Source organism: Actinocrispum sp. NPDC049592 (assembly GCF_040675465.1).
GTDB lineage: Bacteria > Actinomycetota > Actinomycetes > Mycobacteriales > Pseudonocardiaceae > Kibdelosporangium.
Genome location: NZ_JBFAPA010000008.1, coordinates 302,807 through 328,792 on the forward strand (window position 1 = coordinate 302,807; position 25,986 = coordinate 328,792).

Genomic DNA, 25,986 nt, shown 5'->3' on the forward strand with positions numbered 1-25,986 from the left:
CGGAATGCTCACAAGTCCGGTCACCGGGTCACCTCCAGCCGAGCCGTCCCACCCGGTAGGCCTCCTCCATGTGGACCTTGTTGAAAGCCGATAGATCGATGTCCTTGAAGTAGCCGGACCTGGCCCACTCCCCTCCGCCGGCCACGGGCCACGGAATCTCGGCCTCCTTGCCGCGCGAGCCGCTCACGGACAGCGAGTACTTCCCGTCCGAGCTGCGGCCGATCTCCACGCCCACGGGGGATTCCTTGATCCCTGCGCTGGCCCAGACCCCGGTGCCGCCGAGGTCTGTGATCGTGCCCTCACTCACCTTGATGCTGAAGCCGTAGCTGTAGCCGACCTTCGCGCCGACGCCGGTCTTCGCCGAAGCCGACCAGCCGTAGCCGATGGAGTCCCTGGCGATGCACACCTCACCGGCCCCACCAAAGCCGGCGAAGGCCTCCGCACCGGCGCAGATGGAGATCGTGATGCCGCCGAGACCGTCCCGCCCCGGCAGATGAGCCGCCGCGAGCCAGTCGTCCATCTGCTTCTCATTGGCCTGCCTGAGCATCTGGACCCCGGCCAGCAAGTCGATCGAAGGCTTCGGGGGCGGCGTGCCGAGGATCCGCTCGTTGGTCTTGCGTCCCGCCTCCAACTGCCCGGCCGCCTGCCGGCAGCCGCTGTCCGACAATATGTCGCTCCGGTTGAACAACGGACCGGCCGCGCACCGCATCGCCCTTTCGTCCGCGTTCGTGAGCTCGGAGCGCCACACCTTCACGTCGGTCGCGCTGATCCTGGCCGGCTTCGTCCCATTCTTGCCACCGATCGAGGAGTAGACGCGAGGGTCGTAGCCGGGGAGAGATCTCATACCGAACGGCTGCTCCAGCGAAGGTGCTGGGGACGGTGTTGGGGAGGCTGGGTTGTAGCCGCCGGAGTGGCCGCAGTCGTCCATCATGCAGCGTTGGGCGATCAGGCCCGATGGGTCGCTCTCGGTGACCGGGTTGTTGTCGCTGTAGGTGTATCCGTTGAGCTGCTGCGGATCTCCAGCGTTCAGCACCGGGTCCACCGAGATGAACCGGCCGGTGTCCGGGTCGTACTCGCGTGCACCCAGGTGGGTCAGGCCGGTGCTGGAATCCATGACACCGCCGACGAAACCGCGCGTGCCGGGGAATGCCGGAGCCCCGCCACGCGGACCGCCGAACGGGAGCTGGCGGCGCTGCACAACGTCCAAAGTGGACGAATTGACCGCCGTCCGCGCCGTGCTCTGGTGGTCGGATGCCAGCCACGTCAAGGCGCCCCGGCCTTGGCGCATCGCCACCGTCCGGCCGCCGTGGGCGTAGTACCGCGTCACGGTGGGGTTTCCGCCCGCGGCGGGAACGCGCAGCTCCTGGTTGCCCAGGTACAGCGTGGTTCCACCCGGGTCACGCCGGATCAGCCGGGCGCCCGAAGCGTCGTACACGTAGGAGGTGGACTGGGAACCCTTCGTCACCGACGCCAGCTTCCCCTGCTCGTCCCACGTGAACTGCTCGCCGGACGACCGCGAGGCCAACTGCCCCGCAGCGGTGTAAGCATACGAAGTGACACCGCTGGGCCCGCTGACCGAACCCAGAGCGTGTGCGTGCCCCGGGACCTCACCCTTGTACGTCCGGATGACATCACCCGAAGCCGCGTGATCGGTGGAGGTGGCCCGGTTACCCGCCTTGTCGTAGGTGAACGACTGCCAGTACGGCGCCGGGCCGCGCAGACCCGCCACCGACGGATCGGCCGAGCACGCCGGGGCGGTCCACGCCTCGGTCAACCGCTGCAACCCGTCGGTGCGGAAACACTGGACGTCACCGGCGAAACTGTCCGCGATGGACGTGATGCTCCCGGCCTGATCGTAGGAATAGCGCACATCGGACTGCATCGGCGACGGCACCTCAGCGTCCACAATGGACCGCGTCAGGCGCCGGTCGTTCTGGTCGTAATACTGCGACAACCACACCCGTTTGGTGCCGGCACCCAGCGTCAGCCGCGCCAGCTCGCCGTAACGCGTGAAATCGGTCGCCGACACCAGGTCGACGGTGGTGCCCTCGTAGCCGCCCCAGCTGGTCGTCAGCGGGCCGAGCGCGTCGTAGCCGAAGCTCACGGTCTCGGCGGGCAGCTCACCGGCCGCGGGATAGGCCTGGCTGGACATGCTGCCGTCCGGGTTGTAGCCCGCGTACGACGAATACGTGCCCGCCAGCAAGCCTTCCGAGGCCGGAATGATCAACGACGTGCCGGTCGGCCGGTACGCCGGGTCGTAGCTGAGCACCTTCCCGGTGTAGGCCTTCCCGTTCACGAACGCGGTCGACGAGGCGGGCTGTCCCTTGCCTCGGGTCACCGTGTCGTACGTCCATTCCGCCAGCTTCGTACCGTCGACGGAACCCGCGAACTTCCCAGTCGCGCGCCCCAAGGTGTCGTAGGTGTACGCCAGCACCGAACCGCCGGCGTCCCGCGACGTCAGGACCTGACCGGCGTCGTTGTACGTCTTCGTGATCACGCCGCTGTCGGGGTCGTCGCTGCTGGTCTGACGACCGAGGAAGTCGTACCCGAACCGCCAGACCGCGCCCGAGGGGTCGGTCATCGTCGACGTCCGGCCCGCCTTGTCGTAGGTGTACTTGGTGGAGTCGAAGCCGCCGTCGTGGTGCTGCCGCAGCTCGACGGTCTGCCCGCGCACGTCGGTGTACGTCGACGTCGGTGTTCCGCCGGGAGGCGGCGTGACGTCCACGTGGTCACCGAAGTACGCCGTCGTGGTCCGCCGCTTCTCGAAGGCACCCGCGAAGTAGATCGACGCATCCGCGCGCCCCGCTCCGTCGAAGTGCGACCGGGTGTGCCCCGGGATGTCCACATCGGACGCGATCCGCAGCTCGGTGTCCACGGCTTTGTCGTTGTAGTACGGCTGGGTGGTCTTCCACACGCGGCCCTGCGAGTCGTAGCGCGTGTCGGTGAGCAGGCGCCCGCCACCCATGGCTGGGGCCTGGACCTGACGGGGCCGCAGCAACCCGTCGTAGATGGTGTTCCCGGAGACCTCGGCGCCGGTCGGGCCGATCCCGGTCGTGGTGATCACCGTCGGCGCATCGGCGCGCACGAGGTACGCCATGCGGCTGAAGGGCACGTCCGGGTGGTCGGCCTTGGTCCAGGACGGTGTCCACACCGCGGTCGCACGGCCGAGTGCGTCGTACTGCGTCTCGGTTTTCCGCGCGTTCGGGTCACTGGTAAGCGTGGGCAGTCCCCATGCCGGGTCGAACGTCGTGGTCGACACCAATCCGGCTGGCACAGCGTCGGTTCCGGGGCTGGTGACCACGGTCTTGGCGACCGGGCCGCCGACCTCCGGCGTGAACGCCGTCTTCGTTGTGCGCCCAAGGGTGTCCGTACTCGACGTGACCCGCCCGTGCGCGTCGTAGACGGAGGTGCCGGCCGTGAAGTACACCGGGCCGGCCGCCGGACGCTCCTTGGCGACCTCGGACTTCACGGCGTTGCCGTGCTCGTCGTAAGTCGTCTTGCTGTCGGACAACGCATCCCGCGGATGCTCGACGTCAGCTCCACAGTGGACGGAATCCGTCCACACGTGCCCCGGCAAGCCCATCAGCCAGGCGTCGGAGTTGCGCGCGTACTCGGTGTGCGTGCAGCGGTCGTCGGCGGCCGTGTCGGGGTCGCCGAGGTCGTTCACCTTGGTCACCAGGCCGAGGTCGTCGTACGTGGTCTCGGTCCGGGTCTTGCGCCAGCCGGAACCCAGTGCGGTGTAGCCAGTCGACACCCCAGCGCCCACGAGATACGCCTTGAACGCACCCCGCGTGGCCGTCGGCCCCTGCACCGACGGCTCGGTGATCGACTTGCTCACCCGTGCCGGATCCGGCTGGTCCGACGGCCCCTCGCGGTCGAACGTCGCGCTCTCGAAACCGAAGCCCGCCAACCAGTCCGAGTCGGCCCGCACGCCGCCCTCGGAGTCGGACACCGAAGCCTGCCGTGTCCCCGACGGCAGGTGATCACCGTCCATGCCACGGTAGAACCGCTGCTCGGACATGGTCACCGGACCTGCCGGATCGTCCGCGGTGCCGTTGCGCACCCGCACCCGGCCGAACCCGCGGAACTCGTTCCACGTCCGCTTGTCGTCCTTGGTGAACTCCGAGGTGTCCCAGTGCCAGGCCGCGCCGTCGAGGTACTCGTACCGGGTGACCTCCTCGGGGAAGGTCGACCTCGGCTGCCCGTCCACGGTCAGCCGGTCGGTCTGCGTCACCGACGTGACGACGTACTTGTGGAAGTAGTCGGTCCGCTCGGCGTGGTTCTTCTTGGCCCACCGCACCGGGAAGCACCGTTTGGTGTTGGTCTCCGGGTTGGCGGGCAGGTTGCCCGGCTTGCACTCGGACTCGTAGGTGATCGAGGTGAACCCACCGGTCTCGGACACGATTCCCGTCACCCGGTAGCGCATCAACGGCGAGGCGCCGTCCGCCGGCATCTCGACGCGGTTGTACAGCGGCGTGCCCTGGAACGTCACCGACGGCATCTCCGCCGTCCCACCGGCCAGGCCGGTGTGCTTGATCCCCTTGAGCCACAACGCGGCCTTCTCCCCGTCACCGGGATCGGGGTACTGCTGGTCCAGTTCCCACCGGTCGACGTCGCCGAAGTCCGTGCCACGCCACACCTTCGTGGTCACCGACGCCAGCCGCTTGGTGGTCCAGAACGTCGGCGAGTGGTTGTCCGCGCAGGTGGCCTGGTCGCACTTGGCCTCCCACGGCACATCCGGCCAGTTGTCCTTCTTCTCCGGCTTGCAGTCGCTGCCCGGCACACACCGGTCGGCCGTCGTGAACACGACCCGCCCGGACGGCTGCGTGACGCCGTCGCGCAGGCCGTAGTCGATGTGGTCCAGGTACCCGCCACGGGCGTACGAGACGGCGTTGTCCTTGCCGTTGAAGCCGTAGGAGTTCGTCTCGGTGGTGTAGTAGAACCGCATCTCGTTGCCGTTGCGGTCCACCACGCGGCTGAGGTTCCACCGCCACGCCTGGGTGCACGAGGACGCGTCGAACGAACCGCCGTGACACGGCTCGCCGGAGTCGTCGCCGAACACCGGCACCGTCCACGTCGACCCGGCGTCCGACCCGAAGAAGTACTGGGTCCCGTCGACGGTCGTGATCTTCCACGACTCACCGTCGTTGTCGCCGTTGCCCGTGCCGGTGATCCGCTCGATGCGGGACCCGTCATCGTCGCGCGGCCGCCACTTCCCGGTCGCGTCGTCCCGGATCAGCATCCCGCCCGCGCCACCGTAGGACGCCGTGGCGTTGTCGCTGCGCCAGCACAGGTCCCCCACCTGTGGTGGCTTCACGTCGCCCTCGGTGTCCGCCGAACACCCCCCGTAAGTGCGCTCGACGAACCCCGAGGACAACGCCCAGCCGTCGCCGATCCACGACGGCTGGTTGTTGGTCACCGTCGTCCGTCCGTCCACAGCGGACGATCGGTAGGACAGCGCGAGGCTCGGCGTCAGCCCGCCCGCCGCTGGTGGCACCCGCAGCGGGTACGACCAGGTGAAGTCGCCGGTGTGCGGCGACACCGCCCAGCTCGCCGACGGCGAGAGCGAGGTCGCCGTCGACGTGCCCGCGCCCTCCTGCGCGGGCTTGGCCGGCTGGTCGCCCGCGAGCTGGTGCGCCGACGCCTGGTCAGGCTCGATGGTCCGCCAGGACGGGCTGCTCACCGGCACGGACGGGACACTGTCCAGCTTTGTGGACGGCTCCCCCGCCCACACCGGTCCCGCGACGGCCAGCAACACGGACGCCGCCAGCTGCGCGGCCACCGTCAAGGTCAAGCCACGCCTGGTTCTCCTACGCACAACTTCCCCCTTGGTCTTCATGCGGTGAGCAGGTAGCCCAGCGAGCCACGGACGGTCTGGCCCTCGCAGGCGGAGTCCCTCGACACGAACAGTTCCCCGGCGGCGATGTTCGACGCGCACTGGAACACCTGGATGTTCGGCCGTCCGGCGGGCGGCTGGGTCCAGATGTAGCCGGCCGTGCCCTCGACGGTCTTGCCCGCGCACGCCGGGTCGGTCGACACGAACCGGTCCGAACCGTCCACACAGGACTGCAGCAGCTGCGTCCCGGCCTCGTTCGTGCGCGCCACCAGTCCCAGCGTGCCCTCGAACCGGTAGCCCGGCGGCGGTCCGCCCGCGTCCACCGAGTGCTCGCCCGCCCGCGGCAGCAGGTACCGGACCAGCGGCGCGTACGCCGGGAGGTACCCGAGCAGGCCGTCCACCACCTGGCCCTCGCACGCCGGGTCGTTCGACTCGAACCGCTCGCCGTTGAACACGCACCGGTAGAGCGGCATGGTCGTCACCCCGGCGGGCCGGTCGATGTAGCTCGAACCGACCTCGCCCAGCTTCGTCGCACCCTCACAGGCCGGGTCGATCGAGACGAACGCGTCGACGTCGTTCTTCAGGCAGCTGAACATCGGGTGCGTCCCGGCGGTACCCGCGGGCACCAGCCTGCCCAGCGGCGTCTCGAACCGGAACCCGGCCGGGATCGGCGCGAACCGGTCCCAGATCCCGGTGCTGGTCCCGGCACTGCGGTGGTCGCCGGGGCCGACGAACCGGCCGAGCTGGCCGCCCGCGGGCGGCGCCCACCCGGCGCGGGCACGGATCTCCGCCTCGGGCACGACGCCCTCGTCGGTGTAGACCTCGTCGATCGCGCCGGTGAAGAACCCGGCGGGCACGCCGTTCTCCTTGTCCCGGCCGATGGTGAAACCGCCCCACGCCGTCCACAGCAGAACGTTGTCCTTCGTGCCGACGAGCTCCCCGTTGACGTACAACCGAAGCTGACGTGCCGGGTAGTCGTAGACGCCGGTCAGGTGCGTCCACTCGTTGAGCGCGGGAGCCGCCAGCGAGTTCGCGTACACCAGCGGACGGTTGTCCGCGTCGGCGTCGTCCGACCTCGGGGCACCGAAGATCCACCGGCCGATCTCCGGGCGGTACTGCAGCACCAGCCCGCTGTGCCGCGCGCCGTCCTGGCCGAGCACCGTCGCCACCTTGTCGCCGCGATGCAGTTTCGCCCACGCGGCAACAGTGAAGCTGTCGCGCATGACGGCCCCGACATTCCCGGTGGTGACCGCGGACGCGCCGTCGAGCAGCAGCGACTTGCCGGACCGGCCGGGCGGGTAGCTCGCGGTGCCGGTCAGCGTGGCCGTGTTACCGACCCAGGAAGAGTCCTTGAGCGTGCCGTCGTCGAAGCGCCAGGTCCCGCGGGCCGCGGGCGGGATGTCGTCGTGCACCTTCCGGACCTCGGCGTCGGTCAGCGCTTTGTCCCCGTACACGCGGACCTCTTCGATGCCGCCCTTGAAGAAGCACGCGTTGGTGCCGTTCCAGCGGCATCGGCCGATGGCGAACTTCCCGTTCGCGGCAGCCACTGTGACTCCGGTGATGACCCCGGAGAGGCCGCCGTTGACGTACAGCTTCAACTGGCCCAACGCCTTGTCGTAGACGAGCGTCAGGTGCACCCAGCCGTCGATGTACCCGGCCTCGGTGGACAGGACGTACTTGAGCTCGCCATTGACCGATGCCACGGCGGCCCACTTCTTCGCGGTCGGGTCGTACTGGACGTAGAACGAGCTGAGCTGGTCCCCGTCCTGCCCGAACACCGTGGTGTAGCGGGTGTTGTCGAGGTTGTAGACCCACGCCGACACCGAGAAGCTCGTATTCGTGTCGACGACCGGGCCCGACGTCTCCGCGGCTCCGGTCTTGCCGTCGAACCACCCGGTGGTGGCGTTGCGGCCGGAGTGCCAGCTCGCGCCCGCGCTCAGCGTCGCGGTCTTCCCGCGCCCGCTGGCGTCCGCCGCCGTGGTGCCGGTGTTCTCGTCGAACTTCCAGTACCCGGCATCGGCCGCCGGGAGCGCCGCCGGCTGATCGACCGGGTAGGACGAGTGCAGCGCCGAGACCCGGTCCGCGGTCAGCGCGCCGGTGTAGAGCCGGACGTCGTCGATGCCGCCGTGCCAGTAGTCGCCCCAGTTGTTCGCCGTCTTCGAACGGCCGAACTGCAGCCCGCCGTTGGCCTGCCACGGTTGCAGCAGCGTGCCGGACTCCTTGCGGACGCCGTCGACGTACAACCAGATGGTCTTGTTCGGCGCGTCGTACACGCCCGCCAGGTGCACCCAGCTGTTCAGGTCGCTCGGCCAGACCTCCACCGACGCCTTGGTCACCGCGCCGCCCGCCTCCGGCACCTCGAAGATCCAGTTGTTGTCGTGGCCCTTGTCGTCGATGACGTTCCCGAGCCGGAACTTGCTGGTGCTGCTGGTACTGCCGCCGTCCAGCGACACGGCGCTGCGGAAGCACCGGTCCGTCTGCTCGATGTCACAAGGGTTGTCCTTGAGGTTCACCCACGCGGACACCGTGAAGCTGGTGTCGGTGCGTATGTCCATCTCGGGCGTCGTGGCGTAGCCGCCGTTGGGCAGGTCGAGCGCGTTGCCGACGCGGCCAGGCGCGAACGTCGCGCCCGCGCTGAGCGTCGCCGGCTTCACGCCGACGGCGTCGGCACCGCGCGTTCCCTTGCCCTCGTCGAACGTCCACTGGTGGGCGAGGCTGACATCCCGCCCGGACATGGTCTGGATCTCGCCCGCGAGCAGTGCGCGGGTGTAGAGCGAGACGTCGTCGATGGCGCCGGTGAACGCCTCCACCTTCGGGTTGTCCGCCCACAGCGACCGTCCGATTTGGACATTGCCGGTGGCGTCGAACCCACCGGTGTGCGCGGCCGAGCCGACGAGCACACCGTTGACGTACAGCTCGATCCGCTGGCGGTCCTTGCTGTAGACCCCGGCCAGGTGCGTCCAGACCCCCGGCTGCGCGACCGGGCCGGAGGCCTCGTCGCCGGTGCCCGGCTGGTCGGTGTTCATGGCCACGAAACCCCAGCGCCCGTCCGAAAGCGCGCGCAGGTCGAACCCGGCGACGTGCTGCCCGTTCTGCGATACGACCGCGGCCTGGCCGCCGATCTTGTCCAGCCGCGCCCACGCGGTCACCGAGAAGCTGCGGTCGGTGTGCACGACCGGCCCCGTGGTAGTGACTGCGGCGGAGCCGTTGAGCCGCAGCGCCAGGTCACCCGGGTCAGGCAGGTTGGTCTGCCCGGCCGCCCAGTCGGCGCCCGGCTCGACCGTGCCGGGGAACCGCCCGTTCACCTCGGCGGGATTGCCGTCGAACTTCCAGGTCGCCGCCGTCACACCCGCACTGGTGACCAGCGCGCGGACCTCGTCCGGCGAGATCGCGCGGCTGTACACGCGGACGTCGTCGACCGTGCCGGGCAGCCGCTGGTGCGCCTCGCCGCGGATCAACGCCTGGCCGATCCGGAAGGCGTGCAGCGCCTGCCACGGCGTGATTCTGGTGCTCTCGCCGATCTGTTCACCGTCGACGTAGAGCCGGATCTTGCCGCTGGGCGCGTCGTACGTCCCGGCCAGGTGGTACCACTGGTTGCGGACCGGCTGGAAGCTCGTGCTGACCCAGTCGTAGCCCGTCGGTGTGTCCGCGTCCGAGCGCGGCAGTACGAAGACCCACTTCTTGCCCTGGTACTGCAGGCAGAACGCGCAGATCTTCTCGCCGTCCTGGCTGAGCACGGTGAACGTGCCGTTCTCGTCGGCGTCCGCGTTCAGGCGAACCTGCGCCGCGACCGAGAAACTCTGGTCAGTGCGCACCATCGGGCCGGGTGTCGAGGCGACGCCGGTGGCGCCGTCCAGACGCAGCCCGCGGCCGACCGCACCGTCGGAGACGAACGCCGCACCACCCTCCAGCACGGCGTCCGTCCCGCCTTCGACCGCGTTGCGGGCGGTCGTGCCCTTGTCGTCGTCGAACTTCCACTGCGCGACCTGGACGTTGCCCGCGCTGACCAGGCCCATGACCTCGCTCGCCGCCAGCGGGCGGTCGAAGATCTGCACCTCGTCGATCGCGCCGGGGAACGCGTCGACGATGTTGCCGTCCCAGATGATCCGGCCGATCCGGACCGGGCCGCCCGCGTAGTCCGTGGCCGGCGGGGAGTGCGTGGTCGCGGCGAGCCTGCCGTCGACGTAGAGCCGGATCTCGTTGGCGTCCGGGTCGTACACGCCCGCCAGGTGCGTCCACGTGTTCTGCTGCGGCGCCCCGACCGCCGACTCCGCCATCGCGATACTCGTCCACGACCCGGTCGAGGTCGGTTTCCCGAACACCCAGCGCGGGTTGGTGCCGTCGGGTTCGGCCCGGAACCAGAGCGCGAAACCGGGGAACTTCAAGCCGTCCTGGCTGACGATCGCGCGGGCATAGCGGCTGTCCTGCAGGTTCACCCACGCGGACGCGGTGAACCCGGCGGTGGTGCGGACCGCGTTCGGCGCGGTGATGTCGTCGTCGTTGCCGTCCAGCTTGATCGCCGAGCCCTGCGCCCCGCCCGCCTGGAAGGTCGCGCCGTTGTTGAGCGTGCCGTGCCGGTCGCCGAGGAACGCGGTGTCCCGCGCGTTGCCGTCGAGCGACCACTGCGCCAGCGGGCCGTTGCCCGCGCGGACGTAGAACCGGTACTCGCGCTGTGGGCTCTCGTTGCCCGCCCGGTCGTAGCTGCGCACGTAGAGCGTCTGCGGGCCGTCGCCCGGCATGGGCAGCTTGACGGTCGCACCTTGGCCGAGGGCGTTCGCGTCGATCGGGATGTTCGGCGGGTCCTGCCAGCCGTACTTGTAGTGGTCGATGTCGCCGACACCGTTGCTGCCGAAGGTGAACGTGCCGGGCACGTCGGTGCCGCCGTGCCAGCGGTTGTCCTCTGTGTACAGATCGGACGCCACGGTCGGCATCTTGTCCGGGCGGGTCCGGTCGACGACGAAATCCTTGCCATTGGCCTGCCCGCTGGAGACCACGCCGTCGCTGGCGTGCACCCACCAGCCGATCCGCTGACCGTCCTTGTCCGCCAAGTTGATCTGCGCGGTGTGCACCGCACCGGACCCCTGCGGCGGCCCGCCGTCCCACGACGCGATCTCCTTGCCGTTGGCGGACACCCGCCACTGCGCGAGGAGGGAGTCACCGTCCGGATCGGACAGTTGCGCGTTCAGCGTGATGCTGTCCTGGCCGATGTAGGGCAGGCCGCCGCAGAACTTGCAGGGCGGGGGCAGTACCGGGTCGGTGCCGAGGGCGCCGGGCACGTCCGGCGTGCGGTTCCACTTGACCTTGAGCACCGTCGAGCCCGGGTCGTACTTGCGCCAAGCGTAGGAGTCGCCCGCATTCTTGGCCGCGAGGAACAGCGGGGTGTGGCCCCCGGTGGCGATCAGGTCGATCGGGATGTCCCACCCGACCTCCTTCCAGCCCGTGCCGCAGTCCCCCTCGTGCACGCCGGGCACCGAGATCGTGCGGTTCCAGCCGCCGCCCGGCTTGTTGTTCCACGTCGTGTTGACCCCGATCCCGCGGTCTGCCAGGAACACCACCTGTTCGCGGTTGGAACAGTCGGGGCTGGAGATGACGCTCGTGGTGAGGGTCGCGTTGATCAGCGTCCGGCCGCCCATGCCCGAGGTGTCGTACTGGAAGTAGGACTGCCCCACCCCGATCCCGTTGCACCAGCTGCCGCCCGGCAGGTCGCTCGGGCACTTGCCGACCTGCGCGTTGCCGTCGCCGCTGGTCCACCAGTACGCCGTGTCCGGGTGGCCGGACAGCACGTTCGCCCAGGCCCACTTCTGGATCGTGGTGAGCGTCGGGTCGACGGTGACCGGGTATTTGACCGCGGGGTCGGCGAGGAACTTCGCGTCCGGCGCCAGCAGCAGCGCACCGTCCACAACGGACACCCCGATCGGCGCGATGCGCCCGGCGGCGTCCCACATGGTCGACGGCGGCGCGCCGAACAACTCGGCGCCGGCCTTGTCGACGGCGTGCAGAGCGCCGTCCTTGTCCGCGGTCAGGGTGAGGCCGTCGGCCTTCACCAGCAGCCGGATCGCCTTGAGCGCGGGGTTTTGCGCGGCCTCGGCGTCGTGCACCACGAGGTGCTGGCTGAACCCGCTCCGCTCGGCGATCATCACCAGGTCCACACCCGGGAAGACGCCGCGGTAGGTGGCATGCGAGCCGGACAGCTCGGGCGCGGGCAGCGTGCCGGGCCAGGACAGCGCCAACGTCTTCCCGTCGCGCCGCAGGGTCGCGAGCGCGCCGTCCCCGCCCGGGGACAGGGTCAGGTCGCCGTCGGCGGCCTTGGGCGCGACCACACCGTCGGCCTGTTTGCCGAGATTGGTGTCGACGCCGACCCACTTGCCGCCCTTCTGCACCCGCACGGGCACGGCCGTCAGCTCAGACGTGAACGTGCCACCGGGGTTGGCGTACACCGCCTGGGTCGGCGTCCGCTCGCCGGCGACCTCCACCCGCGTCCCCTGCAGCCTGGCGGCCACCATCGCCGCGGGCGCGTCCGGCGCCTCCGCGATCGGCGCCGGCCGCGGCGGCGCCAGCTGACCGCTGCCCACGAGCAGCGTCAGCATCGAACCCATCAAGGCGGTGACCGTACCGGCCACCACGACACGACGCAGGTGCACCGTGACTCCTCCCCGCAGTCCCCAGTGGACAAACAGGGCAGAATCATGCGGAAAGGCGGCATCAACCCAGCATCAACCCGACATCAGGCGGGTTTGGCGTCCTCACGGGCAAAACCGGCAGTCAGTGATTCTCCGGATCATCGGACACCTGGGTGAACAGTATCCACGACAGCGGTGTTGACCGGTGAGGCAGGATGGCTGCCGGGGACTGGGGTGACTGGAGGGATTTCGTATGCGCAAGATCCTGGCCATACCGCTCGTGGTGTCATCGCTCGTGCTGGGGCTGGCCGGCCCGGCAGCGGCGGCGACCAAGGTGATCGTGCTTCCCGGCGCCACCTCCGCCGAGGGAATCACGGACGCGGGCGACGGCACGTTCTACACCGGCGACCTGATCGCCGGCACCATCTTCCGCGAGGACATCAGGCGGGGCACCGCGGAACGGTTCATCGAAGTGCCGCCCGGCACCGGGGCGGCGGGCCTGGACCTGGACCGGCGCCACAACCTGCTGTTCGTCGCGGGCGGGAACGGCGGCAAGGCGTACGTCTACAACACCCGCACCAAGGCGAAAGTCGCGGACTACACGTTCGGCGACCCTCAGACGTCGTACATCAACGACGTCGTGGTGACCCCGTATGGGGCCTGGTTCACCGACTCGTACCACCCGCAGCTGTTCTTCGTGCCGGACCTGTTCGGCGTACTCGGCTCGCCGCGCACACTTCCGTTGAGCGGCCCCGGGGCCGGCGGCTCCCCCGGCGAGTTCTTCATGAACGACATCATCGCCACACCGTCCGGGGACACCTTGCTCGTCGCCGCGACCACGCCCGGCAAGGTGTACACGATCAACCCGGTCACCGGAGCCAGCAAGGAAATCGCGGGCGTCGACGCGCCCAGCGTGGTCAGCCTCGTCCTCGAAGGCAGGCGACTGTGGGCGGTGCAGCTCAACGACACGATCAGCCGGTGGCGCCTGGACGGCGACCTGAGCCACGGCGTCGCGGCCGGCACGATCGAGGACGACCTGTTCGACCAGCCGGTCTCGGCGGCCAAGGTCGGCAACCGGCTCGCGGTGGTCAACTCGCACATCTTCAGCGGCTTCCCGCCCACCAGCCCGACCTACGAAGTCCTCCTGGTCGGCGCGTAAACCTTCGGAGGCGACATGGCGACCGTCGGCGTTGCTGGGGTGGGCAGGATCGGCACTGTCCTGGTAGGTCGCCTTGTCGAGGCAGGACATCACGTCGTCGCGACCGACATCCGCGCCGAACGTCGCGACGACGTGGTGACATCAGGCGCGCAATGGGCGCGGGACGTGGCGACAGTCGCGGCATCGTGCCCGGTCGTTTTCACGGTGCTGCCGGGAAGCCCAGAACTGCGAGAACTCGTACTCGGCGACAGCGACTTCTTGTCCACTATGGAGGATGGCGCGGTCTGGATCGACATGACCAGCGCGTCGGTCGAGCTCGGGCAGCAATGCGCGCGCGTCGCCGAAGTTCACGGCGTCGCCTACCTCGACGCTCCGATCGGGGGCGGTGTCGCGGCAATGCGCGACGGCACGGTCACCCTGCATGTGGGCGGAGATCTCGTTGTGCTGCAAGCGAACGCACCGATCCTCCGTGCGTTCGCCAGCACGGTTCACCATGTCGGCGGCCCTGGCATGGGATACCTGAACAAGCTGTTGATCAACCTGATGTGGTTCGGGCACTCCGTGCTGACCTCCGAAGCCCTGCTGCTGGCCCAGCACCACGGGCAAGCTCCCGGCCGGACGCGCGAACTCCTCCTGGGCAGCGCAGGCGACAGCGCCTATGTCAGGCAACACCTTCCTGCGCTGCTGGCTGGCGACTACCTCCGCGACTTCGGGCTGGACCGATGCGTCGAGGAACTCGACTCGGTCGAACGAACTGCCGGCCGAGCCCACCTGCCCCACCCGCTCACCTCCGTCATCGCCGAAGTGCATCGGCTGGCGCTGCAACGTTTCGGCGCCGTCGACGGTGAACTCATGGCCACTGCATGGCTTGAGGAACAGGCCGGCACCGAGCTACGCCGAAACAGCCCGCTACGAAAGAAGAACCAGCGCGACTGACTTTCCGTGGCCGGGTGGCGAGAACGAGAGAATTCGACAAGGGCGGGACACCAGGTCCCGCCCTCGCGCGATCAGGAATGCGGGCAGGTGTCGCGGTACTCCTCGATCACCGAACTGGGGACCGGGGGCGGGCACAGGAACTGGTCGTAGCGGGTGTCGTTGTCGATGAACCGCTTCAACCAGGAGATGCTGTACTTCGCGATGGTCGTGTTGGCGGAGGTCGGCGCGGAGTGGCCGGCGTTGTTGAGCTCCAGGTAGGCCTTGTCCGGAGCGGATGTCAGGCTTTGGTAGAACGGCTCGGCATGCGAGGCGACCGGGGCCGTGGTGTCGTTCTCCGCGCCGATCACCATCGTCGGTACCTTGACTGATGGCCAGCTTTTCGTTGTGTGCCAGGGAGTCAGCGGGATGGCAGCTTGCAGGGCGGGCCGGGTGGCCGCGGCCCGGAGCGTGCCGCCGCCACCCATCGAGTGACCCATCACGCCCAGCCTGCTGCCGTCGATCCTCGTGCTGACCGCGCTTCGCTGCACCAGATAGTCCAGTGCGGCAAGCAGTTGCGTACTGCGGCTGTCGGGCGAGTCGAGCGTGGACAAGGTGTCGATGGTGATCACGACAAAGCCCTGGGAGGCGATCCGCGGCCCGTACCAGGCGATGCTGGACTGGCGAGCGGTGAAGCCGGGTGAGATCACGACGGCACCGAACGTGCCCTCGCTGGTCGAGGTCGGATAGTAGATGGTGCCGCCGCCGAACCCGGTGACAGTGCTTGCGGGAACGGTGATCTGCGCGTTCGCGAAGGGGCCGCGGACCGCTTCGACGCTGGCGACGGTGGGAGCGGGACCGCGTTCGTAGGGATTGGCCGCCGCGAGCGCGGGCGTGGGGCCGGCCAGGACGGTGGCGGTGATCGAGAGCAGGGTGAACAGGCTGCGAGTATGCACGACGGTGTACACCTCTTAGGTCGCAGGGAGACCAGTGCCTGTCACGTTACTCACCGGTACATGGCGCCGGTAGCGACGATCGGCTTGACGCGACCCTGCTGACCGCTCGTCCACGCCGACCGTCCACAGTGTCCAGACAGTCGATGGCCGGCCGGGCAGCTGCCCGGCCGGCCATCGCGCACGACGCCGATCACATCACGGCGAGATATCCGAGAACGAAACCGAGAATTGTGCCGAGCACGCCCGCCGCGATCGCCCATTTGCCCAGCGCTTTGTCGCCCATGGCGAAACCGGCGATACCGAGGATGATCGCGCCGGGCCCGAAGATGATCGGGAAGAACAACACCGCGATAGCGGCGAGGACGAAGGCCACGATCGAACAGACCCGGGCCGAGGTGACCGGGTGGCCATGGGGTGTGGCTGCTTGTGACATCGATCCTCCCAGTTCGTGTGCCGTCTTTGTCGGTACCCGCTTTATTCGGTACCCGTCGAACTGACGACCGAAACCATTCCGTGAATCGCTCACGACCAATTGGACTTCGGTTATCGCCGCTGCGGCGGTATCAGTGCTGGTAACAGTGGCCTTGTCCGGCTAAACATCGATTTACTACGCCGTCCGGCTCAACTTTGTGCCGCCGGACGGCTTATACCCAAGTCACTATCCTGGGTCGATGCTCGGACCCGGTGAGTGTTTTTTCTTGCCGGATGACTGGGGAAGATCTTTTTCTGCTGGGGGGTAGATCTGTGTCGAATCGTTCTGCTGTGCTGCCCGAAAGACGTTCGGTCTGGTCGTTGTTGCTGATCTTCTGCGTTGTCGCGACCGGCCTCGTGGTACCGGCAGGCGTGACTCATGCCGCGCCGGCACCGGTCGTTATGCAGGCGCCCGGTGTGGTTCGCGCGAATGGCGCCCAATTGCGCTGGAGCATCGCTGACGCGGCCGGGTTCACCGGCTATCAGGTGCACCGGTCGACCACCGCGAATTTCACTCCGTCGGCCGACACCTTGCTGACCACCATCACCGATCGAGAGGTCACCCGGTGGACTGACACGACGGCGGCGCCCGCGAAGACGTTCCGCTACAAGGTCGTGACCGGCACCGCGGTGTCGCCCGAACTGCCGATCACCACCACCGCGGCCGGTCAGGCCCGGGTGGTCGTGACACCGGCCGACGGTTCCGGTGCCGCGACCTATGTCACGAAGGACACCACCGCACCACAGGGCTGTGCCGACTGGAACAACTACGGTTCCGCGCCGCACCTCCGAGTGGGCGCGGACACCGATGGGACTGTGCATCGCGGACTGGTGCGGTTCGACCTGCGGGACATCCCGGTCGGCGCGCAGATCACCAGTGCCACGCTGTCGTTGTCGTACGGCGCGACGACCGCGCCGGTCGGCGCCACCAGCCTGCAGCGGATCACGCGTGACTGGAAAGAGGGCAAAGCCGCGTTCCCCGGTTCGTGCGACGGATCCGGTGCCAGCTGGCTGGAGACGCAGGGCGGTGTGCGTTGGACGGCCGACGGCGTGGACACCGACCCGGCGCTGGTGGCGAGCATTCCCGCCAGGTCACGGACCACGGCCGGTAAGGACACAGTGGACATCGCCGGTGTGGTCCGGCAGTGGGTCGCCGGCCAGGCGCCCAACCACGGCCTGCTGGTCAAGGCGGTCGACGAGAAGGTCCCGGCCACCGGGCACACCTGGCTGGACTACGCCTCGGACGACGCGACGGACACCGCCGCCCGCCCGACCCTCGATGTCACGTTCTCCGACAGCTCCCAGGTTCTCGCCCCGGCCGTGGCGATCACCGCGCCCGCGCCGGACAGCGTGGCCGAAATCGGCGACACGACCCTGCGCGCGGACGCCGGTGACGATTCACGGGTCACCAAGGTGGACTTCAAGGTCGACGGGGCCCTGGTCGGCAGCGACACCACGGCGCCATACGAGGTGACGGCGAAGCTGGTCGAAGGTGACCGGACGATCACCGCGGTCGCGCTCGACGACGCCGGAAACAGCACGACTTCCCCGCCGGCCAAGGTGAAGGTGCGCCAGCCGTTCACCACCAAGCTGGACAACCAGCAGCCCAAGCCCGGTGACGTGGTCCGGGGTGACGTGTGGGTCACCGGACGGGACTGGGGCAACGGGATCTTCGTCCCCGTCGACGTGATGCAGATCCTGGTCGACGGTGTCGTGGTCGCCTCGACCCGCAACTGCGGCCAGGTCCCCGACGGCGCCGAGTGCACCGACCGGTGGGACAGCCTCAACCCGTTGCGCACCTGGGAGGACGGCGAACACGAGATCACCACCCGGCTGGTGGCGTTGGACGGCCGGATCTCCCCGCTGTCCGACCCGGTGAAAGTGGTGCTGGACAACGACACCGCCGACGACCACCGGGTCAAGCTGACGGTGAACGACCCGGCCACGACCGATGACGACGCGCCGCCGGTGATGAAACAGAACGCCAGCCCGACCCTGCCCGTGCAGGATCCGTACGCGGGCAAGGCCGACCCGGTCACCGGGATCAGCCCCGGCAGCCTGGGCCGGTCGCTGTCCACCTCGCCGGTCTCGATGCTGCCCGCGGCGCCGCCGGCCGACTGTCCGGCGGATGCGTTCTGCGCCAAGGCATCGATCACCAACGAGGGCAAGACCACCTGGGACGGCAAGAACCTGCAACTGTGGTACCGCTGGATCGCCGACAACGGCGCCGTTCTGCTGGAGCAGCAGGCAGACCAAGGACTGCCGCCGACCCTGCCACCCGGCCAGACGGCGACCGTGCCGGTGACCGTGCAGGCGCCGAAACTGCCGCCGGGCGCGGACGCGGGCAAGTTCGAGCTGCGCCTGGACCTGTACGACGTGCCCGGCAAGACCTGGTTCTCCAGCAAGGGCAACGAGGCCGTGTCGCACCAGGTCGCCCTGGTCAAGGACGCGCGTGACATGCTCGGCCTGGAACGGTTCTGGCAGTACGAGTCCGAGGACCTCGGCGCCGGGATGACGAGCCTGACCAACCTGTTCAACGGCAACGGGATCCTGCGCTGGTCGCCGTTCTTCGCGCCCGGCCGCGGCCTGTCGACCTCGGTCGACCTGACCTACAACTCGCTGGAGGACCACTCGAAGAGCCCGGCGGGCAACAACTTCTCGCTGTCCGTCGGCGGGCTCACCCGGCTGGGCGAGCGGCTGGAGGTGACGGGTCTGCTGTTCGCCAACGGCGTCGAACTGGTCGACGGCGACGGCACGCGCCTGCGGTTCGACCGCGTGGTCGCCAACGGCCAGGTCCGCTGGCAGGAACCGCCCGGCGTGAACCTGTACCTGCGCGAGCTCAAGAACAGCACCCCCGACCGGCATTGGGCCGTGACCCGGCCGGATGAGGTGACCTACTGGTTCGACCAGGACGGCTACCCGACCGCGGTCACCGACCGCAACAACAACACGACCACCTACGAGCTGGAGAAGGTCCCGCCGCTGGAGGACCTGTTCGGCCCGGCCAAGCGGATCAGGCGCGTGGTGGACCCCGGCGGGCGCGCGTTCACCATCGACTACTACAGCCGCGACGAGGTCAAACAAGCCAACATCCGCGGCAAGATCCAGCGGATCACCGACCACACCGGTTCCGCGCTGGACTTCACCTACTACGAGGACGGAAACCTGTTGCGGCTCACCCAGGCCGGTGGCATCGCGCCCACCGGCACGGTGGTGCCCGACCGGTCGTTCGTCTTCACCTACACCACCTACAGCGGTGACGATCCGGCGATCGAGAAGCCGGGCGACCGGGTGAACCCGGATCCACGCACCAGGTTCCAGTCCACCCGCGTGTACAGCGTCCGTGACCCCCGCGGGTTCGAGACCAGCTTCGACTACTACAGCCCCAGCGAGGACGTGTCCAAGCGGTGGCGGCTGCAGACCAGGGCCAACCGCAACGGGCAGCTCACGTCCTTCGACTACGACCTGAACAAGCGGGTCACCACCGTGTTCGCGCCGGAGGACCGGGTTTCCCGGTACGGCTTCGACTCCGACGGCAAGCCGCTGAGCATCACCAACGCGCTCAACGAGACGACCGCGGTGGAGTGGACCCCGGACTTCAAGGTCTCCCGGGTGACCGAGCCGACCAAACGGGCGACCTCGTACACCTACAACGCCAACGGCTATCTGACCTCGCAGACCGACCAGCTCAACCAACGCACCGAACTGACCTACATCGACAAGCAGGCGGATGCGGCCGACCCGGCGAAGCACTTGTCGCTGCTGGAAACCGTCACCAAGCCCAAGGGCACAGTGACTCCGGTGGCCGACGACTTCCGGTGGCGCTACACCTACGACGGCGCCGACAACCTCGACACGGTCACCGATCCGAGCGGTGCCGTGACCGACTATAACTACAGCGGTCCGGGCACGGCGGCTCCGGGAACCATTGCCTCACAAAAGGATCCGAACGGCGGCAGCACCAGTTACCCGGCGTACGACCCGTCCGGCCAGCCACTGCGGATGGTCGACCCGCTGGGCAAGGTGACGCAGTTCGGCTACGACGCCGACGGCCTGATGCGGTGGCTGCAGGATCCCAACCACGCCAACGACAGTGGCGCCGACGAACGCTCGTACCGGACCTTCTTCGACTACGACCCGTTCCACCGGCTGGAGCGGCAGAGCGCACCGAAGTCGACCTCGAGCGAACGCGGCCAGCTGGTCTGGTCGAGCGTTCGGTTCGACGCCAACGACAACATCGTCCAGCGGGTCGACCCGCACTACGGCCACGCGGACGCGCCCGGCACCCAGGGGCCGACGGCCACGGCGACCTACGACAACATGGACCAGCCGGTAGTGGTGTCCAACCCGGACAAGTCGGTGGACCCGGCCGGTGAGCGGTTCGCGTTCCAGTACGACGCGGCGGGCCGGCTGGTGAAGCAGACCAAGCCGCTGGGCGTGCTCTCGGCGACCGTGCCGGACGACTACACCTCGGTCTACAGCTACGACAAGCTCGACCGGCCCACCCGCGAGGTGCGGTTCGGCGCGAACACCAGCCAGGCGCGGTACACGCACATGTGTTACGACCTCGCCGGCGACCTGGTGTCGGTGACCTCACCACGAGCCAAGGCGACCAGCGCGGCCTGCCCGGCCACCGGTGGCCAGTTCACCACGACCTACGCCTACGACGCCGCCCACCAGCGGGTCAGCCAGACCGACCCGATCGGCATGGCACAGCGGTTCACCTACGACGCCAACGGCAACGTGGTGAGCTACGAACGGGACATCGCGCCCGGGCGCAGTACCCGCCAGGAGATCGAGTTCGACCAGCGTGACCTGCAGGTGCTGACTCGTACCAGGTTCGACGGCGGCCGCAACCTGACCACCCGGACCACCTACGACGCCAACGGCAACCGCAAGACCGAGGTCTCCCCGCACGGGTCGGACGCGGGGAAGTCCGGGCCGTTCAACGACTACGTGACCAGCTTCGACTACGACGCACGCAACCAGATGGTCCGCGTGACCCTGCCGTCGGACGCCGCGGACGGCACGCAGAAGCAGTACGTGCACAACGAGTACGACGCGAACGGCAACGTCGCCTGGACCAGCCTGCCGGTCTCGCTGCCGAACAAGGCGGACGTGCGGGACACCGCGAAGACGGTCACCACCTACTTCGACCCCGGCTGGATCAGGACCTCCAAGGAGAGCACCGGCCCGACCGTCCGGTTCGACTACCTCGCGCAGGGCTGGCAGCAGACGCGGACACCGGACCAGCAGGGCTCGCCGGGCCAGCCGGACACCGCGCGCCGGGTCGACTGGACCTACTTCGACGACGGGCAGCTCAGGACCCGCCAGGAGTTCCAGGGCCAGCCGAGCACCTACACCTACGACGCCAACGACAACCTGACCAAGGCGGTCGACGCGCGCGGCAGCGAAAGCCCCGACCAGCAACAGCCGACCGAGACCGAGAACACCTACACCGGGTTCGACGAGATCGCCAAGACCCGCATCCACAAGCGCGGCGAGGCGACGTGGCGGTTCAGCACGTACTCCTACGACGAGAACGGCAACGTGATCGTCCGCTCGGAGAACGGCGAGGAGAACGACGCGGGCACCCAGACCAAGGCGCCGCGCCGGCACGAACTGTCCTATGGGGACAATGACTGGCTGTCCTCGCAGCTGGATCTCGGCACCGACGGCGCCTGCAAGGACGACCAGCGGATCACCACGACGTTCTGGGGTGACGGCTGGCAGCGGCAGCAGGAGATCTTCCGGGCCGCCGACGGGTGCTCGGCCGACCCGGCGAGCTGGCCGAAGCAGCAGACCACGACGTGGGACTACTTCGACAACGGCAAGCTGCGCAACCTCGTGACCCGCAACGGTTCCGGTGAGGTGACCGAGTCGCACGACGTCGGCTACCTCGACGACAACGGCAACTACGTCAACGGCAACCGCACCACCGACCGGTTCATCCTCAAGCGCGCGGAGGGCAAGAACGCCACCACCTGCGTCGGCCCGTCGACGTGCCTGGCCAAGTACACCTATGACGCCAGGGACAAGCTGACCCGCCACCAGAAGCGCGAGGGCAAGGTCACCACGTATGACCTCGACCAGCCGGACAAGCTCGACGGGGACAACACCATCCGCGCCGGCAACGTGACCACGGAGCACAACGACAAGGGCGAGGAGATCACCAAGCGGTACGAGGGCTCGCAGCTGCGCAAGATGACCCTCGGCGGCGTGAGCGTGGAGAACTGGTACGACCCCAACGGAAACCTCGACTGCCTGACCCTCGAAGCCGGGAGTGGCAGCGACTGCAGCCGCAGCGGTGGAGCGCCTGCCTCGCCGAACGTGGTGACCGACTACGCCTACGACAACTTCGACCGGCTGCTGAACACCCGCCAGTTCGCCGGTGGCGCGCAGACCGATGCCACCGACTACAGCTACGACGCGCTCGACCGCACGGTCAAGGAGAAGGAGGACCACAACGGCGGCGGCAAGGACCGCACCACCGACTTCACCTACCAGGGCCTGACCAAGCAGGTGACCGAGGAGAAGCAGAGCGGCGGGGACAACCCGCGCACCAAGTCGTTCTCCTACGACACCTACGGTCACCGGATCGCCATGGGAGACAAGGACAACGCGTCCGGCCAGGAGGACAAGTACACCTACTCGCACGACGTGCAGGGCTCGGTGTCGCAGCTGATCGGCGCGGGCGGCAAGGTCAAGGCCTCGTACGGCTATGACGCCTACGGCGGTTCCGACGCCGACAGCAACGACCAGGAGACACTGTCCACTGGGGACACCGACAACCAGGCGCCGGTCAACCCGTACCGGTACTCCGGGCGGCGGATGGACTCCGGGTCGGTCGCCTCCAGCACCACACCGCCGGTACCGGCCGGATCGGCCAGCTACGACATGGGTGCCCGGCGCTACGGGCCGAACGTCGGCCAGTTCCAGCAACGCGACGCCTACCGCAACGCGCTGGCCGACCTCGGGCTCGCGCTGGATCCGTTGACCCAGAACCGGTACTCGCTCGCCGGCGGCAACCCGGTCAGCTTCGTGGAGTACGACGGCCACTGGCCCGACCTCGGCGGCATCGGCGATGCGATCAAGGAGGGCGTCAACAAGGCCACCAACGCGGTCAAGGATGCGCTCGGCAAGGCCGGGGACGCGGTCAAGAGCGCTACCAACGCCGCCGGTGAGGCGGCGGGCAAGGCGGCCAACGCGGTGGGCAAGGCCGCGAGCGACACCGCCAACAAGGCCGGTCAGGCGGCCAACGACGTGGCCAAGGCGACCCAGAACAAGGCCAACGAGATCGGCGAGAAGGCCAAACAGCTGGGCAGCCAGTTCCAGGAGGCCGCGCACGGCGCCGCGTTCGGCAAGGGCCTGGACACCGCCGAAGCCGTGCACGAAAGCCTGGACAACGCCAAGGGCGTGGCCGAGGGCCTCGGCAAGGGCATCGAACAGTTCACCGAGAAGGCGAAGTCGAAGGTCGGCCAGGCGCTGAACAAGGGCAGCAAGGCGTTCAACAAGTTCGCCGAGAGCCCGGGCGCGAAGTTCACCGGCCGGTTCCTGCAGGTCGCCGGGGTCGCGATCAACTTCGCCAAGCACTACAACGAAGGCGACAAGGCGCTGACCGCGGCCGCCAAGACCGGCATCGAGTCCGGCTCGGGCATCGCCGCGGGCGCGGCGGCCGGTGCCGCGGGCGGCGCGATCGGCGGACCGGTCGGCGCGGCCATCGGCGGCCTGGTCGGTGGCGCGGTGGGCGGCATCGCCGGCGAGGCGGTGGTGAAGAAGTTTGAGAAGCCCATCGAGGAGGGCACCAGCAAGGCGCAGGACTGGCTCGGGGACAAGCTCGGGCTGAATTGACCAGCGGCCGCGTCCTGGAAGGTCCGCCGACGTCCGGCGGCGGCCTTCCGGGACGGGCACCAGCGCCAGGGAGCTGAGGCGGCTATGAAGCGGTTGGTGAGTGTCCTCATCGGAGTGATCGCGGCCGGGGTGGTCGCCTACTTCAAGTCGGACGGTGACATCGGCGGCGCCGCCCTTCTCGGGCTGGCGTTCGCCGTCCCGGTCGCCATCACCGCCATCAGCCTGCCGGGGTTCAACACCCTGGCACCGGCGGTCGCGATCGTGTTGCTGATGGCCGTTTTCGGACCCAATGGCAGTGCGAGCCCCGGCGACTGGGCCGTGCTGTGGGTATGCCTCACCGTGGCCGCGGTCGTCACCACCATCTGGACCTGGATCTCCGCCCGGCGTCGCCGCCGGACTTGATCACACTACTGGGAGGAAAGCAGTGATCCGAAGAACCGTCCTGGCGATGGCCGCCGCGGCCGTCCCCGTCCTGCTCGCGCCGACGGCGCACGCGACCGGAAACACGTTGCCGCTGACCGATTTCGGCGATCTCGTGGTGGACCAGGTGCACAAGCACGCGTACGTCACCGGCGCAGCGGCCAACAACAGCGTGGTCGTCACGGACCTGTCCGGGCGGGTGCAGAAAACCCTGCCGAACCAGTTCGGCGCGACCGGGCTGGCGCTCAGCGCGGACAGCGGCACGTTGTACGTCGCGCTCGCCTCCGGCGACGCGATCTCGGTGATCGACACCGTGCGGCTGACCGAGACGGCACGGTTCCCGACCGGGCCGCAGACCTGCCCGACCCATCTCGCGCGGACGGATACCGTGGTGTGGTTCGGTTACGGCTGCGACGACGTCTGGAACGGCCGCATCGGCAAGCTCGACACGGCGGCCACCCCGCCCGCGGTCGCACTCGACCAGCAAGGCGACGCCAGGTTCCAGAAGGCGCCGCTGGTCACCGCGGCAGGCTCCGGCCCGCTGGTGGCCGGGCAGCTCGAGCTCAGCCTGTCCAACGTGCACGTGTTCACCGTCCAGTCGGGCACCCTGACGGCCGGCGCCTCCGGCGGAGCGGTCGGCAGCAACCTCACCGACATGTCACTTTCCCCGGACGGCACGACGTTGTTCACCGCGGCGGGCTCCCGTGACCAGGTCGACGGCTTCGCCACCAGCGACCTGTCCCGCCGTGGCGGTTACGCGACCGGCCCGTACCCGAACGCCGTCGCGGCCTCCCCGGACGGCCTCAAGCTGGCCACCGGCATCCACACCACCGGCGACGACGTCGCCATCTACCGAATCGGCGGGACGGTCCCCGTCGACACGTCCAGCCTCCCCGGCACGTCGACACCCCGGGGACTCACCTGGTCACCAGACCACCAACGGTTGTTCGCGGTGACCCACGAAGAACCGAGCAACGCCCCGATCCTCACGGTTCTGCGCCCCTGACGAACGGCGGGCCCGGCCAGGGCGTGGCGATGTCAGGGCCACGACCTGGCCGGTCCGGTCCGTCCGGTCAGGACACCATGTACTGGTCGTGCCTCGCGTAGAACTCCGCCCACTCGTCCGGGGCGAGCTCGCGCCCACCCTGGCGGATCTCGATGAGTTCGGTGAAGAACCTCTCCCGTGGCGCGCCCGGCGCGAACAGCACCAGCATCGACGCCTCCGCCCCGGAGACGTTGTCGAAGCCGTGCACGCCACCTCGCGGAACGTAGAGGAAGTCCCCCGCGGTCGCATCGACATGGTTCGCGCCGTCGAAGAGCCTGACCGTGCCGGACAGGATGTAGAACGACTCGGAGAACGTGCGGTGGAAATGCAGGCCGGCACCTCCCACAGTGGCGTCCATGTCCCACCGGAACAGCCCGAACTCACCATTGGTCATCGAACCGGGCGCGGTGAACAACGTCTCCCCCGTCAGGCGCCTCAGCCGCGGCTGATCATCGAGTGGGCTGAACTTCGCGCTGATCTCACCACTGACCCCCAGATAGGACATGACCGCTGGCCCTCCAACTCGATCCCGGCACCGGCCCGAACTGTATGCGGCCGGACGGCCGCGTCACCAATGCCAATCGGCGCCTTCCCGATCAGGCCAATACCCCCTCGCCACTGACCACCTCGAGCCACCGCGACTTGTTCGCCATCTGCCAGAACCGTCAGCGCTTCGACGACGGCGACAACGCCGCGGTGCGAGGGAAACGCCGACG

The 25,986-nt window shown here is 68.7% G+C and carries 10 protein-coding genes; 5 read left to right on the top strand and 5 right to left on the bottom strand.

The annotated features are described in order from the left end of the window. Positions 1-28: 28 nt before the first annotated feature. Together AB0J95_RS22415 and AB0J95_RS22420 are read right to left on the bottom strand one after the other, a co-directional pair. Positions 29-5,794 (bottom strand): RHS repeat-associated core domain-containing protein, encoded by a 5,766-nt coding sequence (locus AB0J95_RS22415; RefSeq protein WP_364760792.1) that lies wholly within the window; start codon positions 5,792-5,794, stop codon positions 29-31. Between the two features lie 41 nt (positions 5,795-5,835). Beyond that, positions 5,836-12,477, bottom strand: coding sequence for a LamG domain-containing protein (locus AB0J95_RS22420; protein WP_364760795.1), 6,642 nt, complete (start codon positions 12,475-12,477; stop codon positions 5,836-5,838). A 232-nt stretch (positions 12,478-12,709) separates the two neighbouring features. On the opposite strand from AB0J95_RS22420, the gene AB0J95_RS22425 reads away from it, so the two are divergent. Together AB0J95_RS22425 and AB0J95_RS22430 are read left to right on the top strand one after the other, a co-directional pair. Continuing rightward, complete coding sequence (locus AB0J95_RS22425; protein WP_364760798.1) at positions 12,710-13,615, top strand: hypothetical protein; 906 nt, start codon at positions 12,710-12,712, stop codon at positions 13,613-13,615. A gap of 15 nt (positions 13,616-13,630) precedes the next feature. Further along, positions 13,631-14,551 (top strand): NAD(P)-dependent oxidoreductase, encoded by a 921-nt coding sequence (locus tag AB0J95_RS22430; protein ID WP_364760801.1) that lies wholly within the window; start codon positions 13,631-13,633, stop codon positions 14,549-14,551. 71 nt (positions 14,552-14,622) lie between these two features. On the opposite strand, the gene AB0J95_RS22435 is transcribed toward AB0J95_RS22430, so the two are convergent. After that, complete coding sequence (locus tag AB0J95_RS22435) at positions 14,623-15,459, bottom strand: dienelactone hydrolase family protein (RefSeq protein WP_364761120.1); 837 nt, start codon at positions 15,457-15,459, stop codon at positions 14,623-14,625. A 214-nt stretch (positions 15,460-15,673) separates the two neighbouring features. Then, positions 15,674-15,916, bottom strand: a complete 243-nt coding sequence (locus AB0J95_RS22440) for a hypothetical protein (protein ID WP_364760804.1) — start codon at positions 15,914-15,916, stop codon at positions 15,674-15,676. Between the two features lie 329 nt (positions 15,917-16,245). On the opposite strand from AB0J95_RS22440, the gene AB0J95_RS22445 reads away from it, so the two are divergent. The 3 genes from AB0J95_RS22445 (at position 16,246) to AB0J95_RS22455 (ending at position 25,231) form a co-directional block, all read left to right on the top strand. Next, positions 16,246-23,805, top strand: a complete 7,560-nt coding sequence (locus AB0J95_RS22445; protein WP_364760807.1) for a DNRLRE domain-containing protein — start codon at positions 16,246-16,248, stop codon at positions 23,803-23,805. 84 nt (positions 23,806-23,889) lie between these two features. Next, positions 23,890-24,207: a hypothetical protein gene (locus AB0J95_RS22450; protein WP_364760810.1), complete on the top strand. Its 318-nt coding sequence runs from the start codon at positions 23,890-23,892 to the stop codon at positions 24,205-24,207. 22 nt (positions 24,208-24,229) lie between these two features. Beyond that, positions 24,230-25,231, top strand: coding sequence for a hypothetical protein (locus AB0J95_RS22455; RefSeq protein ID WP_364760813.1), 1,002 nt, complete (start codon positions 24,230-24,232; stop codon positions 25,229-25,231). 67 nt (positions 25,232-25,298) lie between these two features. On the opposite strand, the gene AB0J95_RS22460 is transcribed toward AB0J95_RS22455, so the two are convergent. Beyond that, on the bottom strand, positions 25,299-25,775 hold the full coding sequence (locus AB0J95_RS22460; RefSeq protein WP_364760816.1) for a cupin domain-containing protein: 477 nt from the start codon (positions 25,773-25,775) through the stop codon (positions 25,299-25,301). Positions 25,776-25,986 lie beyond the last annotated feature (211 nt).